15 protein-coding genes and 1 tRNA gene are annotated in these 17,673 nt (G+C 62.1%); 12 read left to right on the top strand and 4 right to left on the bottom strand.

From position 1 onward, the window contains the following. Positions 1-26 precede the first annotated feature (26 nt). From rimO to AC1RTB_RS00070, 3 genes are all read right to left on the bottom strand, one after another. Positions 27-1,343 carry a 30S ribosomal protein S12 methylthiotransferase RimO gene (gene rimO, locus AC1RTB_RS00080; protein ID WP_492877257.1) on the bottom strand — a complete coding sequence of 439 codons (1,317 nt, stop codon included), beginning with the start codon at positions 1,341-1,343 and terminating at the stop codon, positions 27-29. A 202-nt stretch (positions 1,344-1,545) separates the two neighbouring features. Continuing rightward, positions 1,546-2,238 (bottom strand): TerC family protein, encoded by a 693-nt coding sequence (locus AC1RTB_RS00075; RefSeq protein WP_492877258.1) that lies wholly within the window; start codon positions 2,236-2,238, stop codon positions 1,546-1,548. Positions 2,239-2,434: 196 nt separating this feature from the next. Next, positions 2,435-2,770: a hypothetical protein gene (locus AC1RTB_RS00070; protein WP_492877260.1), complete on the bottom strand. Its 336-nt coding sequence runs from the start codon at positions 2,768-2,770 to the stop codon at positions 2,435-2,437. Positions 2,771-3,048: 278 nt separating this feature from the next. On the opposite strand from AC1RTB_RS00070, the gene AC1RTB_RS00065 reads away from it, so the two are divergent. Beyond that, positions 3,049-4,179, top strand: coding sequence for an efflux RND transporter periplasmic adaptor subunit (locus tag AC1RTB_RS00065; protein ID WP_492877262.1), 1,131 nt, complete (start codon positions 3,049-3,051; stop codon positions 4,177-4,179). A 42-nt stretch (positions 4,180-4,221) separates the two neighbouring features. Continuing rightward, entirely contained in the window at positions 4,222-7,293 is a 3,072-nt protein-coding gene (locus AC1RTB_RS00060) for an efflux RND transporter permease subunit (RefSeq protein WP_492877264.1), read from the top strand. A gap of 14 nt (positions 7,294-7,307) precedes the next feature. Here the strand turns inward: AC1RTB_RS00060 and AC1RTB_RS00055 are convergent, their stop codons facing one another. Beyond that, a complete protein-coding gene (locus tag AC1RTB_RS00055; protein ID WP_492877265.1) occupies positions 7,308-7,976 on the bottom strand; it encodes a DUF2161 domain-containing phosphodiesterase in 669 nt (222 codons plus the stop codon). 365 nt (positions 7,977-8,341) lie between these two features. Between AC1RTB_RS00055 and AC1RTB_RS00050 the strand changes: the two genes are divergently transcribed. The 10 genes from AC1RTB_RS00050 (at position 8,342) to AC1RTB_RS00005 (ending at position 17,485) form a co-directional block, all read left to right on the top strand. Continuing rightward, positions 8,342-8,431 (top strand) — tRNA-Ser (locus AC1RTB_RS00050). Between the two features lie 244 nt (positions 8,432-8,675). Continuing rightward, a complete protein-coding gene (locus AC1RTB_RS00045) occupies positions 8,676-9,050 on the top strand; it encodes an ArsR/SmtB family transcription factor (RefSeq protein ID WP_492877267.1) in 375 nt (124 codons plus the stop codon). Beyond that, complete coding sequence (locus tag AC1RTB_RS00040; protein WP_492877269.1) at positions 9,047-9,538, top strand: SRPBCC family protein; 492 nt, start codon at positions 9,047-9,049, stop codon at positions 9,536-9,538. Before AC1RTB_RS00045 ends, AC1RTB_RS00040 begins: the two co-directional genes overlap by 4 nt. A 291-nt stretch (positions 9,539-9,829) precedes the next feature. Then, positions 9,830-11,122 carry a septal ring lytic transglycosylase RlpA family protein gene (locus AC1RTB_RS00035; protein ID WP_492877271.1) on the top strand — a complete coding sequence of 431 codons (1,293 nt, stop codon included), beginning with the start codon at positions 9,830-9,832 and terminating at the stop codon, positions 11,120-11,122. Between the two features lie 148 nt (positions 11,123-11,270). Next, the gene (locus AC1RTB_RS00030) at positions 11,271-12,410 is read left to right on the top strand and encodes a D-alanyl-D-alanine carboxypeptidase family protein (RefSeq protein WP_492877318.1); all 1,140 of its coding nucleotides are present in this window, start codon (positions 11,271-11,273) and stop codon (positions 12,408-12,410) included. A gap of 109 nt (positions 12,411-12,519) precedes the next feature. Next, positions 12,520-13,191, top strand: a complete 672-nt coding sequence (gene tmk / locus AC1RTB_RS00025; protein ID WP_492877273.1) for a dTMP kinase — start codon at positions 12,520-12,522, stop codon at positions 13,189-13,191. Next, positions 13,188-14,243 carry a DNA polymerase III subunit delta' gene (locus AC1RTB_RS00020; protein WP_492877320.1) on the top strand — a complete coding sequence of 352 codons (1,056 nt, stop codon included), beginning with the start codon at positions 13,188-13,190 and terminating at the stop codon, positions 14,241-14,243. Before tmk ends, AC1RTB_RS00020 begins: the two co-directional genes overlap by 4 nt. An 87-nt stretch (positions 14,244-14,330) precedes the next feature. Further along, on the top strand, positions 14,331-15,872 hold the full coding sequence (gene metG / locus AC1RTB_RS00015; protein ID WP_492877275.1) for a methionine--tRNA ligase: 1,542 nt from the start codon (positions 14,331-14,333) through the stop codon (positions 15,870-15,872). A gap of 11 nt (positions 15,873-15,883) precedes the next feature. Beyond that, entirely contained in the window at positions 15,884-16,666 is a 783-nt protein-coding gene (locus AC1RTB_RS00010; RefSeq protein WP_492877276.1) for a TatD family hydrolase, read from the top strand. Positions 16,667-16,669: 3 nt separating this feature from the next. Next, positions 16,670-17,485, top strand: a complete 816-nt coding sequence (locus AC1RTB_RS00005) for an MBL fold metallo-hydrolase (protein ID WP_492877278.1) — start codon at positions 16,670-16,672, stop codon at positions 17,483-17,485. The last annotated feature ends 188 nt before the right edge of the window (positions 17,486-17,673 follow it).

The raw sequence follows: 17,673 nt of genomic DNA, 5'->3' as shown, positions 1-17,673 counted from the left end.
GGACTTGGGATGGTCGACTGCCGGATTCAGACAGCCGAGCCGTAGAGATCGTAGGCGTCGGCGCTGTCGATCTTGACGGTGACGATGTCACCGACACGCAGCGGACGGCGCGACTGGATGTGCACCGAACCATCGATCTCGGGCGCGTCGTATTTGGTACGGCCCTTGGCCGAGGTGCCGTTCGCCTCGTCGATGATGACGGGCAGGCGCTTGCCGACCTTTTTGGCCTGCTGGGCAGCCGAAATCTTCTGCTGGCGCTGCATGAAGCGGTGCCAGCGGGCCTCTTTGACCTCTTCAGGCACCTGCTCGAGGCCGAGATCGTTGGAACGCGCGCCCTTCACCGGCTCGTATTTGAAGCAGCCGGCGCGGTCGATCTTGGCGTCGTCGATCCAGTCGAGCAGCATCTCGAAATCTTCATCGGTCTCGCCGGGGAAGCCAACGATGAAGGTCGAGCGGATGGCGAGATCGGGGCAGACCTCGCGCCAGCCGCGAATGCGCTCCAGCGCCTTTTCGCCATGGGCTGGGCGGCGCATGTTCTTGAGAACCTGCGGCGAGGCATGCTGGAAGGGAATGTCGAGGTAGGGAAGGATCTTGCCTTCGGCCATCAGCGGAATGACGTCGGCGACATGCGGGTAGGGGTAGACGTAATGCATGCGCACCCAGATGCCGAGTTCGCCGAGTTCCTGCGACAGGTCGAGGAACTTTGCCTTGACCTCGCGATCCTTCCACGGCGACGTGGCATATTTGATGTCGATGCCATAGGCGCTGGTGTCCTGCGAGATGACGAGCAGTTCCTTGACCCCGGCATTGGCAAGCTTCTCCGCCTCGCGCAGCACATCACCGGCCGGACGCGACACCAGATCGCCGCGCAGATCGGGAATGATGCAGAAGGTGCAGCGATTGTTACAGCCCTCTGAAATCTTGAGATAAGCGTAGTGGCGTGGTGTCAGCTTGACGCCCTGCGGTGGCACCAGGTCGGTGAACGGGTCATGGGCCGGAGGGGCTGCCTCATGCACCGCGGCCATCACGCTTTCATAGGCCTGCGGCCCGGTGATCGCGAACACGTTGGGGTGCTTTTCGCGGATCAGCTCGGGTGTCGCGCCCATGCAGCCGGTGACGATGACCTTGCCATTTTCCTTGAGTGCGGTGCCGATGGCATCCAGCGACTCGGCGCGGGCGGAATCGAGGAAGCCGCAGGTGTTGACCACCACGAGGTCGGCGCCGTCATGCTTGCGGGCGATCTCGTAGCCTTCGGCACGGAGCTGAGTGAGGATGCGTTCGGAATCGACAAGCGCTTTCGGGCAACCGAGGCTGACAAAACTGACGCGGGGTGCTGCGGACATGGACAGGTTTCCAAGGGATAAAGGCCGCAACCCCTGAAGGCCGGCCCGGAAGTCTCGAATTTTCACGATCTGTCGGCTCAAAAAAGAGCTCAATTCGGGCGGCGCAATAGCACAAATCCGCTGTCAAGCAAACCGGTGACGCTGACGCCGCCTGAAAATGACAAGGGCCGGGTCGAACCCAGCCCTTGTCTCGAACGTAGTTTTAGTGGCCGCCGCCATGTCCGCCGAACCATGGGCTCAGGAACCCAAACTGGTTGGGGAACTGATCTACGGCACCGTCAAACAGCATCTTGAGGGCGACGTAGAGGATGATCACCAGGCCGATATAGGCGATCCAGCGATATTTGTGCAGCAGACGCGCAACGAACGAAGCGGCAAAGCCCATCAGCGCGATCGACAACGCCAGGCCGATGATCAGGACGGTCGGGTGATCCATTGCAGCGCCGGCAACAGCCAGCACATTGTCGAGCGACATCGAAACGTCGGCGATGACGATCTGCCAGGCGGCCTGGGCGAAGGTCTTGCGCGGGCCTCTGCCGGCGATTTTGCCGTCCTTGTCGTAGTCGGCGTTCGAGAGCGCTTCGGTGGCGTCATGTTCCTGTTCGTGGCTGACGCTGAGTTCGCGCCACATCTTCCAGCACACCCACAACAGCAGCAGGCCGCCGGCGATGAGAAGCATCGGCCCGATGGCCAGGAGCCACTGGGTGATCAGCGCGAAACCGATACGAAGCACGGTCGCGGCGGCGATGCCCACAAGGATGGCCTTCTTGCGCAGATCGGCGGGAAGTCCCGCCGCGGCAAGACCGATGACGATGGCGTTGTCGCCAGCGAGCACGAGATCGATAGCTATGACCTGCAGAAGGGCCGTAAGGCCTGCAGCAGTAAATATCTCCATCGGACGGGACCCTCTCCGTTCATTTTCGGCAATTGGAAGTGGGCTATAACGGTCGATACGCGCGCGTCAACAGACAAGCCAGGCGTTTGTTTGAAACCGGACAAATCCAAGCGATTGCTGACGCCAGGCTGACGAAAGATGGTGATAGACCAACGACGTCATGGCCTGATGTGCGGCTCGCAGGCCGATGAAGCGGTCAGTCGCAAACGTATTTGACGCGGCCTGAGAGACCGCCTGCCGCGCGACAAGCGATGGGCTTGGAGTTCGCGGTGTCAGTGGCGGCGCGTGGCGCGCGGGTCACCGGGCGAGGGCCGGGCTGCTGGGTGGCGAAGCGTATCTCCGGTCCGGTCGGAAAAGCAGTCGCTTGCTCGCGTTCGGCAGCGGCGCGCTTTGCCTCGTCGTCCTGCCAGAACCGCCTCGAATCGACCTGTTTTGGAATAACCACCGTGCCGTCGGACGAGCGACTGCAGCCGCCGAGAAAGACGGTCGACAGGCAGATCGGAAGTGCAAGGGCCAGGCGCTGTATGATCATGATGACCTTTCTATAGCGTGTGACGTTCGCCCAAGAAAGATCGCATTTCCAGTGAGTTGCAGAAGTTTTGCAGCGATAGTGGCCTCACGGAGGGCTGGATCACGCGGTCGTCAGTTGCCGAATGCTGGGCCCCGACCTAGTTTTGTAACAAGACGTGGCTGTTTTTGCAGCGCGAACCCATCCCGACCAGCGATCGCACGACGTTGCAGTTGCGTGCAGGCGTATTGGCGTGGGGCAGGCTTCGCAGGAAGCACTCGTAACCTTTGGATGGGTTGTCGATGCTGAAGCGTATGTTTGTTATGCTGGCGCTCACCGCCATTGTTCTGGGTGGCGTCTTCGGCTTTGCGGCGTTCAAATCCTCGATGATCACCAAGGTGATGGCTTCCCTGGCCAATCCGCCGCAGACCGTTTCGACGATGGTCGCAGCCTCGCAGGACTGGCAATCGCAACTTGAGGCGGTCGGCAGCGTGCGGGCGGTCAACGGCGCAAATCTCAGCGCCGAAGTTCCTGGCATCGTTTCGGCGCTGCACTTCGAATCCGGCGCCGATGTCAACAAGGGTGACCTCCTCCTGGAGCTGGAGTCGGCCGACGACATCGCACACCTCAATGCGCTGAAGGCGACCATGACGATCGCCCAGCTCACTTTTGACCGCGATTCCAAGCTGGTCAAAACCGATGCCGTAAGCCAGCAGGTCGTCGACACCGACAAGGCCAACCTGCTCAACGCCGAGGCGCTCGTCGCCCAGCAGCAGGCCCTCGTCGACCACAAGGCGGTCGAGGCGCCGTTTTCCGGCCGTCTCGGCATCCGCCAGGTGGACCTCGGCCAATATCTTGCCGCCGGAACCTCCATCGTCACGCTCCAGCAGATCGATCCGATCTACATCGACTTCTACGTACCACAGCAATCGCTGGCGCAGATCAAGGTCGGCCAGGCCGTGACAGCAAAGGTCGATACATTCCCCGACAAGACATTTGCCGGGCAGATCTCGGCGATCAATTCACAGGTCGACGTGGCGACCCGCACCGTGCAGCTGCGCGCCACCGTGCAAAACGGCGACCACCTGTTGCTGCCGGGCATGTTCGCCACCATCGACATCGATACCGCCGCACCGCAGAAATACGTCACGCTTCCGCAAACGGCGATCGCCTTCAATTCCTACGGCGATATCGTCTATCTCGTCGACGACAAGGGCAAGGACGCGAACGGCAAGCCCGCGCTTGCCGCCCGCCAGGCTTTCGTCACCACCGGAGCGACGCGCGGCGATCAGGTCGCGGTGCTGAGCGGCATCAAGGACGGCGATGTAGTCGTCACCGCCGGACAGCTCAAGCTGCGCAACGGCACGCCGGTCAATGTCGACAACACGGTCCAGCCCACCAACGATCCCAATCCGAAACCGGTCGACAAATAGCAGGCGCAGTCTGGCGAGATAGTTCGCGGAAGGAATGCGGCGATGAATTTCACTGACCTCTTTATCCGCCGCCCGGTCCTGGCAATCGTCGTCAGCCTGACTATCCTCGTGCTTGGCCTGCGCGCCATCGGCTCGCTGCCGGTCCTGCAATATCCGCGCACCGAAAATACCATCGTCACGGTCACCACGACCTATTACGGCGCCGATCCCGACGTCATCGCCGGCTTCATCGCCACGCCGCTGGAAAACGCCATCGCCCAGGCGAACGGCATCGACTACATGAGCTCGACCAGCCAGACCGGTGTCAACGTCATCACCATCTACCTCCGCCTCAACTACGATGCCGACAAGGCGCTGACCGAGATCAGCACCAAGGTCGCCTCGGTGATCAACCAACTGCCGTCCGGGACCCAGCAGCCGGTGCTGAGCGTCAAGGTCGGGCAGACGATCGACGCCATGTATATGGGCTTCGACAGCGACGTGCTGCCGCGCAACAAGATCACCGACTATCTGGTGCGCGTGGTGCAGCCGAAGTTGCAGGCGGTACCCGGCGTCCAGACCGCGGAGATACTTGGCGGTCAGAATTTCGCGCTGCGCGCCTGGCTCGACCCCGCCAAGCTTGCCGCCTACGGGCTGACGGCCACCGACATTTCAACGGCTCTTCAGCAAAACGACTACATCGCCGGTCTCGGCACCACCAAGGGCCAGATGGTCGAGGTCAATCTCACGGCCTCGACCAGCCTGCACAGCGCCGAAGAATTTTCCAACCTCATCGTCAAGCAGGCCAACGGCGCCATCGTGCGCCTGAAGGACGTGGCCAACGTCACGCTCGGCGCCGACGATTATGAGTCGCAGGTGGCTTTCGACGGCAAGCAGGCGGTCTATATCGGCATCCAGGTGGCGCCGGGCGCCAATCTGCTCAATGTCATCGCCGGGGTACGCGCGGCATTCCCCGACATCAAGGCGCAGTTGCCGGAAGGCCTGCGCGGCGCCATCGTCTACGATTCCACCGACTTCGTGAACAGCTCGATCCGCGAGGTGATCTGGACACTCGGCGAGGCGCTGCTGATCGTCACCCTCGTCATCTTCGCCTTCCTCGGATCGCTGCGCTCGGTGCTGATCCCGACAGTCGCCATCCCGTTGTCGCTGATCGGAACCTTCGCGCTGATGCTGACGCTCGGGTTTTCGATCAACCTTCTGACGCTGCTGGCGCTGGTGCTGGCCATCGGCCTCGTCGTCGACGACGCCATCATCGTGGTCGAAAACGTCAACCGGCATCTCGACGAGGGCGTTAAGCCCGTACCGGCCGCGATCATGGCGGCGAGGGAGCTCGGCGGCCCGATCATCGCGATGACGGTGGTGCTGATCGCCGTCTACGTGCCGATCGGCTTCCAGGGCGGCCTGACCGGCGCCCTGTTCACCGAATTCGCCTTCACGCTGGTGGGGGCCGTGACCGTCTCGGCGATCATCGCGCTGACGCTATCGCCGATGATGTGCTCGCGCATCCTGAAAGTCCGCGACCCCGAAAGGCGCGGCTGGCAGGATCGGTTGACCGACTTGATCGACCGCACCTTCGCGCGCATCCGCAACCGCTATGAACGCTGGCTGCATGGCAGTCTCGGTTATCTCCCTGTGACCGCGACCTTCGCCCTCATTGTGCTCGGCAGCATCTATTTCCTCTATGCCGGGGCCAAGAGCGAGCTGGCGCCGCAGGAAGACGCCGGCATCATCATCTCGTCGTCCACGCCCGCACCCAATGCCACGCTGGACCAGAAACTGCTCTATTCCAGGCAGGTCTACGAGACCTTCGCCAAATATCCTGAGACCGCGCATGTGTTTCAGATCGATGCGCCCGGCACCTCGATCGCGGGCATGGTGTTCACGCCCTGGGATCAGCGCAGCCGCACCACCAACACGTTGCAGCCGATCATTCAGCAACAGCTCAACGGCATTGCCGGCGTTCGCGCAGCCGCATTCCAGCTGCCGCCTTTGCCGGGCAGCCAGGGGCTCCCGATCCAGTTTGTTCTGAACACGACGGACTCCTTCGTGCAGCTCAACCAGGTGGCGCAGGATTTCCTTCAGGAAGCCCTGAAAAGCGGCATGTTCATCTTCCTCGACAGCGACCTCAAGATCGACAATCCGCAGTCGGTGGTCCAGATCGACCGCAACAAGACCGCGCAGCTCGGCCTGAAAATGAGCGATGTCGGCGCAGCACTCGGCGGCATGCTGGGCGGCGGCTACGTCAATTATTTCAGCCTCGACGACCGTTCCTACAAGGTGATCCCGCAGGTCCAGCAAGGCAGCCGGCTGAATACGCAGCAACTGATGAACTATTATGTCGGCGCCGTGAACGGCGTTCCGATCCCGCTGTCGACGATTGCGACGATCTCGACGAAAACCATTCCCGAATCGATCAATCACTTCCAGCAGCTCAACAGCGCGACGATCCAGGGCGTCGCCTCGCCGGGCGTGGCGCAGGCCGACGCACTGACATTCCTGCAGGATCTCGCCAAACGCACGCTGCCGCAGGGCTACTCTGTCGATTATGGCGGGCTGTCGCGGCAGTATATCCAGGAATCGTCGGGCTTCATCGCCACCTTCGGCTTCGCCCTGATCATCATCTATCTGGCGCTGGCTGCCCTGTTTGAGAGCTTTCGCGATCCCGTCATCATTCTCGTTTCAGTGCCGATGTCGATCGCCGGTGCGCTGATCTTCATCAACATCGGCATCGGCGGTGCCAGCCTGAACATCTACACCGAGGTCGGGCTGGTGACGCTGATGGGGCTGATCAGCAAGCACGGCATCCTGATTGTCGAGTTTGCCAACGCTTTGCAGCAGCAGGGCAAATCCAAGCGCGAGGCGATCGAGGACGCCTGCGGCATCCGGCTGCGCCCGATCCTGATGACCACGGCGGCGATGGTTCTGGGCGTGGTTCCGCTGATTGTCGCAACGGGTGCGGGCGCGGTGTCGCGCTACAATATGGGCCTGGTCATCGCCAGCGGCCTGGCGATAGGCACAATGTTCACGCTGTTTGTGGTGCCTGCGGTCTACATGCTGATCGCAGCCGACCATTCAAGGCGCGCCGAGGCTGGGCAGGTGGCCGAAGCCGGGTGACGCGGGCTTGTGTCCTAAGCTTCAAGGACGATGAGCTGCGGCCAGCGCTGCAAGGCGTCGCGGCCGGTGTCAGTGAGATCATAAACGCCCCGGTCGATCCGGATGAACCAGCCATAGACATTGTCGAGCAGGATTTTGGGCGCACGCGCGACGGCTTGGGTCAGGTCGCGCGGTCGTTTCGGCCCCTCGGCCAGTGCCACCGCGCATTTTAACGCATCCTGGCGGTAGGCGGTCATGATCGGCGCACGAGAACCGCCACCGACCACAGGATCGCCTTGCCTGCGGCGATGCTCGTCGACCAGCCGCGAGCGCCGTTTTGCATCCCGCCTCGGCGCCGGCGCCACGGGACTGAGCAACACCTCCACGCGCCCGTCTTCGAAAACGCCGAGCAGTCCAAAACCCAGCCGCCGGCACAGATTGCGGAACCGCTTGTCGCCCTCGCGGCCCTTGCCGCGCGGCGACATGCGCGCGGCAAGCCAGACCTCGTCGGCGGCGGCCGCGCGATCAACGCCCTGCAGGATCAGTTCGAGATTGAATTGCAGCTTCAACTCGCAGACCACGACGATCGGTGGTGCGTCGGCACTCAGCGCCAGCAGATCGCAGCCGCCGATCTCGCCCTTGACCTCGAAGCCGAGGTTTTGGAGGAAGCCCTTCACCGGACTGTAGAGCGCTGTTTCAAGCAACCAGGTTTTCCTCACCAGATATCGGCCGTCGATCATATGCAGTGGCGGCGTCTCGGGCGCATTGCATCGCTGATGGCTGGCCAACGGCCATCGCCAGCGTTTGAAGAATCATGGCTGATATCATGCGGGTGCGGATGGAATAGTCGAGCCCAAGCGAAACGACATCGGCCGGCAATCTTCAAGCAGATCGCGGTTGCGGCGATCTTGCTGCGCGCGCTATGGGGCGACTTGTCGGAAGCTGCATCGAACAAGTTGACGCGGCGACTGGACCAGCGCTACAAGCGCGCCACAAAGGTTCTGGGCAGCTCGCCGCCATGCGTTTTTTAGGAAAAGCGCGGATAGGGCAGGCGAGGTCCCAATACCTCGGAGGGATGGCCGAGCGGTTTAAGGCACCGGTCTTGAAAACCGGCGTGGGTGCAAGCTCACCGTGGGTTCGAATCCCACTCCCTCCGCCAGTTCCACGCAGCGGCAACGCTATTGTGGCCGATCAGGCTCCAGTCTCACGACGCCATCAGCCCACCTTCGCAATGACAATGCGAGGTGGTTGGCGAAGCCTCACTTCTTGAAACAAAATTGCCCATCTTTTGTCGCGTTTCGACGTGGCGGCATCGCACAACACTAAGGATTTGACCTAAGTATTGACTTCACCTATGGTTCCAGTCGGGCACAGACGCATTGAGTGCTTGCAAGGAGAGGTCCTTGACACCGCAAACCGGCAGCGCACAGCACCAACCACCGCCCAATCCCGCCGTCGTGGATCGTGTCTTTCGCGCCCTGTCCGACCCGACGCGGCGCAATGTTCTGGAGCGGCTCACGTCTAGCCCAGCGTCGGTGAGCGAACTCGCCGCCCCGTACGACATGGCCCTGCCGTCCTTCGTCGAGCACCTGAAAGTGCTGGAGGGAAGCGGTCTCGTACGGTCGCACAAGGCCGGACGCGTCAGGACCTACGAACTGGCGACAGAACAGCTCAAGCTTGCGGAAAACTGGCTCGGGCTACAGCGCTCACTTTGGGAACGCCGCCTCGATCAGCACGACAGCTACCTGATGAAACTCAAGGAAGAGGAAACCAAATGACATCGCCCATCATCAAGATCGATCCCAAGCTTGATCTCGTGCTCGAACGCGAAATCGACGTTCCGGTGGAGCTCGTCTGGCGCGCGTGGACGACACCGGAGCATCTGCGTCACTGGTTCGCGCCCAAACCGTGGACGATCACGGCCTGCGACCTGGATCTGCGTCCCGGCGGGGCAATCAACTTCACCATGCGCTCGCCTGATGGCCAGGAATATCCCAACACCCAGTGCTACCTCGAAGTGAAGCCATTCGAGCGGCTGGTCATCACCGACACGCTGCTCGGCGGCTATCGGCCATCGCCCAATCCGTTTTTCACGGCAACGCTCGACCTCGCCAGGAACGGAAACGGCACGCGATACCGGGCGATCGCCATGCATGGCGACGAAACCAACCGCAAGAAGCACGAAGAAATGGGTTTCCACGACGGTTGGGGCACGGTGGTCACCCAAATGGTTGACTACATCAAGGCCGGGCGCATGCAGCCCTGACCGAACCTTGGCCATGTCTGGCGTCCAGCGCATCCGCTGCCGTGGCGGTCGCGTTGGACGCCCGAAGCGGGTCGCTTCATATCGGGCGAGGCTGGCCAGACCAGCCGGTCGCCGCATTCATGCCACAATCTCGCCCGTTTCGAACCACAGTCGATTAATAGGCTGGCAAGCATTTCCTGCGCACAAAGGGGACTGGGGACAAACGTGCGCGGACTGTTTTTCGTTTTTTGCGCAACGGCGTCGTGAACTTCGCGTGACGCCGACGTAGTACTGGCAGGGGACTTCACGATCATGCAGCACACGACGCGGACGCGTTTTGGTCGCGCAGCCACGGTCAGCATTCTTGCTGCGACCGCTGTTTTCATTGCCGGCTGCGCCTCGCAGCAGCCGAAGTCCGCCTCAGGCAAGAAACGCTCGAAGGAATATTTCGCCGAATCCGAATATGGCGTGAAGGCGAGCCCGCGCGTCACCACAAAGATGTCGGGCCTGCAGCGTGGCGGTGGCCGCGACCAGACCGGCAAGCCCTACAAGGTGCGGGGCAAGTGGTATTATCCCAAGGAAGACAAGAGCTACACGACGGTGGGTGCCGCCTCGTGGTATGGCGATGCGTTCCATGGCCGCCTGACCGCCAATGGCGAAATCTATGACATGACCCACCTGACGGCGGCCCATCCGACAATGCCGCTGCCGAGCTATGCCAGGGTCACCAACACCAAGAACGGCAGTTCGGTGATCGTGCGCATCAACGATCGCGGGCCATATTCGGACGATCGCGTCATCGACCTGTCCAAGCGCGCCGCCGAAATGCTCGATTATGCCCATAGCGGCACGGCCAATGTGAAGGTCGAATATGTCGGCCGCGCACCGCTCGATGGCCAGGACGACCAGTATCTTCTCGCGTCCTACCGCCCAGGCAAGGGCATGGGCGATCCGACCAATGATGGCCTGCAGACCGGCGTGATGATCGCCATGAACGGGCCGACGCCAAGCGTCGGCGTGGGGCAGGCGGCTGCTTTCCCCGGCACAATGACGAATACCGCGCATGCGGTTGCGATGCAGGCCAGCGCTCCAGCCAACACGCTTGCCGCCCAGGCCGTGCAATTCGAGCAGCCGGTCATGGCCGCGCAAGGCCAGGGCGTCGTCAATGTCGTGCTGCCGGATTTCGGCCCGATCGCGCCTGAACGCCCCGAAGGCATGGTTCCGCAGACCCGCGTGGCACTCGCCACCATGGGCTACGCCAGCGAAACCCCAGGTGGCGCGGCAAGGGCCTTCGACGCGCTGGAAGGCAAGGCGATGACGTCAAACGACATCGCCGATTCCTGGAAGCGCCTCAATCCGGGCCCACGCGCCGAGCAGGACCTGGAAGCTTATGTCGCTGCCGGCACATTCGAGGACGGCGAAGAAGCCAAGCGAGTTGCCAAGGCGCTGTCCGCCTATGGTCGCACCTTGGTCGAGCAGTCCGACTTCGAAGGCAAGACCTGGTATTCGGTCGACCTCTATCCGAACGGCAAGATTTCGCTCGACGCCATGCTCAAGGCCGCCTGGTCGCATGGCGCGCCCGACGCCTTCGCCGTACACGACTGATCCCAAGCACCAGGTTCGTGAGCTGTGGCTATCGTGCTCGCGCGGTTGATCTGCCCAGACAAGGCCTGATAGTCTCGGAGGCCTCGACCGGAATACGGGGCCGAACGGGGCAGCATCTCCAATGATTTCCAGACTATCCGCGCCGCTCATGTTCTTGACCGGCCTGTTTGCAGCACTGGCCTTTACCGGCCAGGCACAGGCGCAGCTGTTCGAAACCAAGGCGCCCCAGGCCTACATGATCGATGCCGAAACCGGCACCGTGCTGTTTTCAAAGGATCCCGACAAGCTCATCGCACCAGCGTCGCTTGCCAAGCTGATGACGATGGAGGTGGTGTTCAACGCCATCAAGTCAGGCCACTACAAGCTCGACGACACATTCGCTGTCAGTGAAAACGCCTGGCGCACCGGCGGTGCCGCATCGCGCGCCTCGACGATGTTTGCCGCGGTGAGATCGCAGATCCGCATCGAGGACCTGATCCAGGGCGTGACCGTACAGCTCGCCAATGATGGCTGCATCATACTTGCCGAGGGCATGGCGGGGTCGGAGGCCAGTTTCGCGTTGCAGATGACCGAGCGCGCCCGCGAGATCGGGCTCAAAAAGTCAGTCTTCGTCAATTCGACCGGATTGCCCGCACCGGGCCAGATGACCACCGTGCGCGAGCTTGCCGAACTTGGCCTGCACATCTGGACCACCTATCCCGATTTCTACAAATATTACGGCCTGCCCGAGTTCACCTGGAACAAGATCCTGCAGCGCAACCGCAATCCGCTGATTGCCATGAACATCGGTGCCGACGGCATGGCCGCCGGTTTCACCGAGGGCGAAGGCTTTGCCATCGTCGGCTCGATCAACCGCGAGGGCAGGCGGCTGTTTGCAGCGATGGGCGGCATGGCCAGCGACCGCGAACGCTCGGAGGAAGCACGCAAGCTGCTCGACTGGGGCATGCGCGCCTTCGAAAAGACGGAGATATTTGCCGCCAACGAGACGGTTGGCGAAGCCCAGGTGTTCGGCGGCACCAAATCGCATGTGGCGCTGGTGGCCCAGAAGCCGATCTCGATCTTCCTGCCGATCACCAATCGGGAGCGGCTGGTTGCCCGCATCGTCTATGACGGCCCGGTGGCAGCACCGGTCGCTGCGGGAACACCCATCGGGTCGCTCAAGGTGTGGATCGGCGACACGCTGAGCCAGGAGACGCCCTTGTATGCGGCCGAGGCCGTCGATGTCGGCTCGCTGCAAAGCCGCGCCTTCGACGCGGTCAAGGAGCTGGCGATCGGCTGGCTGCGATAGTTCGGGTAGACCTTTGTTGCTCTCGACGGTAGAGCATCAGCACTTACATATGCCGTGAGGCCGTTCGTTCGGCAGACCTTGCGATACGGCGGACAGAAAGGCATTTGGATTGGCGCGCGGCTTCTTCATTACATTCGAAGGCGGCGAGGGTGCAGGCAAGTCGACACAGATCGAGCGCCTGGCCACAAAGCTGCGCGACAAGCGCTACGACATCGTCGTCACGCGTGAGCCCGGCGGCTCGCCTGGTGCCGAAGCTGTGCGGCATGTGCTGCTGTCCGGTGCCGCCGAGCCTTTCGGGCCGGAGATGGAAGCACTGCTGTTTGCCGCTGCACGCTCCGACCATGTCGAGCAGGTGATCAGGCCGGCCGTCGAGCGCGGCGCCATCGTGCTCTGCGACCGTTTTCTCGATTCCTCGCGTGTCTACCAGGGCGTGACCGGAAACCTCGATCCCGATTTCATGGCGGCGGTCGAGCGTGTGGCGATCAACGGCATGATGCCCGACATGACGCTGATCCTCGATCTGGACCCGACAGAGGGCTTGCGGCGCGCAACGGCGCGGCGCGGCCAGGATGTCGCCGACCGGTTCGAGAAAGAGACAGTCGACATTCACCAGCGCCGCCGCGAGGCCTATCTGGCGATCGCCGAGAGCGAACCCGAACGCTGCGTGCTCATCGACGCCTCGCTGAACCAGGAAGATGTCGAGCACGCCATCACCGATGCGGTGTTCGCGGCCCTTGAGGCGCGCGCCACAGCGGGCAGCCGGGCGAGGGTGGACGCCTGATGTTCGAGCGCATCGCCCCCGAGCAGCACGACACCCTCGACGGCATTCCAGAGCCCGCCGAGAATCCACGCCTGTTTGGCCATGAGCAGGCGATCTCGATGCTCACTGCCGCTTATCGCTCGGGCAAGCTGCCGCACGCGCTGATCCTCACCGGCCCGGTCGGCATCGGCAAGGCGACACTCGCCTTTCATCTCGCCCACCATTTGCTGAGCTATCCCGATTATCGCAGCGCGCCTGAAACGCTGGCGCATCCAGACCCCAAGTCGGCGCTGTTCAGGCAAGTCGCCACCGGTGCGCATCCCTCGGTGCTGCATCTGACGCGGCCGCAAAACGACAAGACCAAGGGTTTCAAGTCGGTCGTCACCGTCGACGAGATCCGCAAAGTGTCGCGCTTCCTGTCGATGACCTCGCATGATGGCGCCTACCGCGTCGTCATCGTCGATCCGGCCGACGACATGAATACCAACGCTGCCAACGCGCTGCTCAAGAACCTCGAGGAGCCGCCGGCGCGCACGCTGTTCATCCTGATCGTGCATGCGCCCGGCAGCCTGTTGCCGACAATTCGTTCGCGCTGCCAGACCATTCGGCTGACCCCGCTCGAAGATGATGCGCTGTTGGCGGCGCTCGCCGGCACCGATCAGCCGGCGCCGGATGAGCCGGAAGCGCGCGCCGCGCTCGTGCGGCGGGCAGGGGGTAGCGCACGCGTGGCGATCCTGCTCACCCAATATGGTGGCCTGGAGATTGCCGAGGCGCTCGACAAGATCGTGCAATCGGGCCGCAACGACATTGCTGCCGCACACCGGCTTGCCGATGCGGTGGCGGGCAGGGACAACGCCATCCAGTTTGACGTCTTCAATCGCCGGGCACTCGGCCTGCTTTCCGACACGGCGACTGAGGCCGGCTACAACTCGGACCTTTCCAGGGCCAAGGTCCTGTCCGATGCTTGGCACGAGGCGCAAAACGCGATATCCGAGACCGAGACCTACAATCTTGATAAGAAACAACACGTCTTGGCCATGATCGACCGCTTGAATGCCGCATTGCGAATGTGACGCTCGTCCGAGCCGGATGGCAATCGCCATGCCGATGCGTTATCTGACCGCGACCCTTTCAATCCGACATTCATGACGGCCCCATCCATGTCCCGCGAAAAATTCTACATCACGACCGCTATTTCCTATCCGAACGGCAAGCCGCATATCGGCCATGCCTACGAGCTGATCGCCACCGACGCGCTCGCCCGCTTCCAGCGCCATGACGGCAAGGATGTCTTCTTCCTGACCGGCACCGACGAGCACGGCATCAAGATGCTGCAGACGGCCACTCGGGAAGGCATTTCAGCGCGCGAACTTGCTGACCGTAATTCGAATGAATTCAAGAAGATGGCAACACTTCTGAATGCATCGAACGATGATTTCATCCGCACCACCGAAGAGCGCCACTACGCTGCCTCCCAGGCGATCTGGAAGGCGATGGCGGAGAAGGGCGACATCTACAAGAGCAGCTATGCCGGCTGGTATTCAGTGCGCGACGAAGCCTATTACGGCGAAGAAGAGACCGAAGTCCGCCCCGACAACATTCGCTACGGCCCGCAGGGCACCCCGGTCGAATGGGTTGAGGAGGAGAGCTACTTCTTCCGCCTCTCGGCCTATCAGGACAAGTTGCTCGCGCTGTACGATAGCCAGCCCGACTTCATCGGCCCCAACGAGCGCCGCAACGAGGTGGCGAGCTTCGTTCGTTCCGGCCTGAAGGACCTGTCGATCTCGCGCACCACCTTCGACTGGGGCGTGCCGGTGCCCGGTGACGACAAGCACGTCATGTATGTCTGGGTCGACGCGCTGACCAACTACATCACCGCGCTCGGCTATCCCGACACCAATGCCGAGAAGTGGGCCTACTGGCCTGCGGTGCACATCATCGGCAAGGACATCGTGCGATTCCATGCCGTCTACTGGCCGGCTTTCCTGATGTCGGCAGGCATCGAGTTGCCCAAGCGGGTGTTCGGCCACGGCTTCCTGTTCAACCGCGGCGAGAAGATGTCGAAGTCCCTCGGCAATGTCGTCGATCCGTTCACCATGGTCGAGCATTACGGCCTCGACCAGGTGCGTTATTTCCTGTTGCGCGAAGTGCCGTTTGGCCAGGATGGCAGCTACAGCCATGAAGCGATCGTCAATCGCACCAACGCCGATCTCGCCAATGATCTCGGCAATCTGGCGCAGCGCTCGCTGTCGATGATCGCCAAGAACTGCGATGGCGTGGTGCCGCAGCGCGGTGAACTGGCTGATGCCGACAAGGCGATCCTCGACCAGGCGACGGCAGCACTGGTGACCGCGCGCAAGACGATGGCGGAGCAGGGCATCCACCACGCGCTTGCGGCGATCTTTGCCGTCGTTGCCGAGGCCAACCGCTATTTCGCCGCACAAGAACCCTGGGCACTGAAGAAAACCGATCCGGCGCGTATGGAAACGGTGCTGTGGACCACCGCCGAGGTGATCCGCCGTGTCGGCATCATGTGCCAGCCCTTCATTCCTGCTTCTGCGTCGAAGCTGCTTGATCTGCTTGCTGTGACCGACAGGGACTTCGTCCATGTCGACGCCGCGCATGCGCTGGTCTCGGGCGCGCCTTTGCCGGCACCCCAGCCGGTGTTCCCGCGCTATGTCGAGCCGACGACGGAAAGCTGAGGCCATCGAAAATGCTGGTCGACAGTCATTGCCATCTCGACTTTCCCGACTTCGCCGAGGAGCGCGCGGATATCATCGCGCGCGCCAAGGCGGCCGGGGTCGAACGCATGGTCACCATCTCGACGCGCGTGAAGCGCTTCGATCAAGTGCTTGCGATCGCTGAGGAATATGACGAGGTCTACTGCTCGGTCGGCACCCATCCGCACAATGCCGCCGAAGAACTCGACGTGACCACGGCCGATCTCGTCAAGCTCGCAGCGCACCCGAAGGTCGTTGCGATCGGCGAGGCGGGGCTCGACTATTTCTACGACAAGGCGCCTCGCGACGCACAAGCCCAGGGCTTGCGGGTCCACATCGCGGCAGCCCGCGAGACCGGATTGCCGCTGGTGATCCACGCCCGCAATGCCGACGAAGACATGGCTGATATCCTCGGGCAAGAAACAGGGAAGGGTGCCTTCCCTTTCATCCTGCACTGCTTTTCCTCCGGCGCCGAGCTTGCCCGCATCGGCGTCGAGCTTGGCGGCTACGTATCGTTCTCCGGTATCCTGACCTTCAAGAATTCGGCCGAGCTGCGCGAGATCGCCAAGGACGTGCCGCGCGACCGGCTGCTGGTCGAAACGGACGCGCCTTACCTTGCGCCGCCACCGCATCGTGGCAAACGCAACGAACCGGCCTTCGTGGCCCACACGGCGGCGGTCCTGGCCGAAACGATCGGCGTCAGTGCCGCCGAAATCGCCGACATCACCACGGCCAATTTCTTCCGCCTGTTCACCAAGATGCCAAAGCCGGCCTGAGCGATGCCGGATACGCTGCGCCTCACCATTTTGGGCTGCGGCTCGTCGCCGGGCACGCCGCGCATCACCGGCGACTGGGGTGCGTGCGACCCGACCAATCCGAAGAACCGGCGCACGCGCGCCGCAGCGATGGTCGAGCGCGTTTCGGCTTCAGGCACGACACGCGTCATCATCGACACGGGACCGGATTTCCGCACCCAAATGCTGGCAGCAAGCGTCAGCCATATCGACGCCGTGGTCTACACACACCCGCATGCCGACCATATCCATGGCATAGACGACCTTAGAGGCTATGTGCTCGAGCGCGGCAGCCTGATCGACATCCATGCCGACCAATTCACCCTGGGGCGACTGAAGCAGGCATTCGGCTATTGCATCGAAACGCCGCCGGGAAGCTCATATCCGCCGATCGTGCGGCCACACATCATTGAGCACGATCAGCCGTTTGTCATAACAGGAGAGGGGGGTCCCCTCACCTTTTTGCCGCTGCCGCAGATCCATGGCGACATTATTTCGCTCGGTTTCCGCGTCGGGCCGATCGCCTATTGCTCCGATGTCAGCGACTTCCCGGAGACCACGGCAGCATTGATGACCGGCCTTGAGCTGCTTGTCGTCGACGCGCTGCAGCACCGGCCGCATGTCAGCCATCTGTCGCTGTCGCAGGCGCTGCAATGGATCGACCGGCTAAAACCTCGCCAGGCGGTACTGACGCATATGCATGTACCGCTGGACTATGCGGCGGTGATGTCGGCGACGCCAGCGCATGTCGAACCAGCCTATGACGGCATGATCGTAGAAATACCTTATCTGTCAGTGTGATAGGTTAGGTAGTTGATGCCTTTTGACATCAGCGAGAAGCGTAGGCGGAGATACATATTTCCGCCTATTGCCCAAGACGATGTTCCATAATCTATCTTATGCGACAAACCCGTGTAGCGGCATTTTAGAGATGCGACACATGAGCCGGTTAGAGATGCGACAGTCGTCGCCTCTTGGGATGCTGGTCG

This window comes from Aminobacter sp. GW821-FHT11F06 (assembly GCF_058808215.1).
The sequence above is the reverse complement of the archived record's forward strand: the minus strand, read 5'-3'. Positions and strand labels throughout refer to the sequence as shown.

Bases quoted from the DNA above. Each gene is read 5' to 3' on its own strand.
- rimO (WP_492877257.1), bottom strand. From the start codon at position 1,343: ATGTCCGCAGCACCCCGCGTCAGTTTTGTCAGCCTCGGTTGCCCGAAA.
- AC1RTB_RS00075 (WP_492877258.1), bottom strand. From the start codon at position 2,238: ATGGAGATATTTACTGCTGCAGGCCTTACGGCCCTTCTGCAGGTCATA.
- AC1RTB_RS00070 (WP_492877260.1), bottom strand. From the start codon at position 2,770: ATGATCATACAGCGCCTGGCCCTTGCACTTCCGATCTGCCTGTCGACC.
- AC1RTB_RS00065 (WP_492877262.1), top strand. From the start codon at position 3,049: ATGCTGAAGCGTATGTTTGTTATGCTGGCGCTCACCGCCATTGTTCTG.
- AC1RTB_RS00060 (WP_492877264.1), top strand. From the start codon at position 4,222: ATGAATTTCACTGACCTCTTTATCCGCCGCCCGGTCCTGGCAATCGTC.
- AC1RTB_RS00040 (WP_492877269.1), top strand. From the start codon at position 9,047: ATGACATCGCCCATCATCAAGATCGATCCCAAGCTTGATCTCGTGCTC.
- AC1RTB_RS00035 (WP_492877271.1), top strand. From the start codon at position 9,830: ATGCAGCACACGACGCGGACGCGTTTTGGTCGCGCAGCCACGGTCAGC.
- AC1RTB_RS00030 (WP_492877318.1), top strand. From the start codon at position 11,271: ATGTTCTTGACCGGCCTGTTTGCAGCACTGGCCTTTACCGGCCAGGCA.
- metG (WP_492877275.1), top strand. From the start codon at position 14,331: ATGTCCCGCGAAAAATTCTACATCACGACCGCTATTTCCTATCCGAAC.
- AC1RTB_RS00010 (WP_492877276.1), top strand. From the start codon at position 15,884: ATGCTGGTCGACAGTCATTGCCATCTCGACTTTCCCGACTTCGCCGAG.
- AC1RTB_RS00005 (WP_492877278.1), top strand. From the start codon at position 16,670: ATGCCGGATACGCTGCGCCTCACCATTTTGGGCTGCGGCTCGTCGCCG.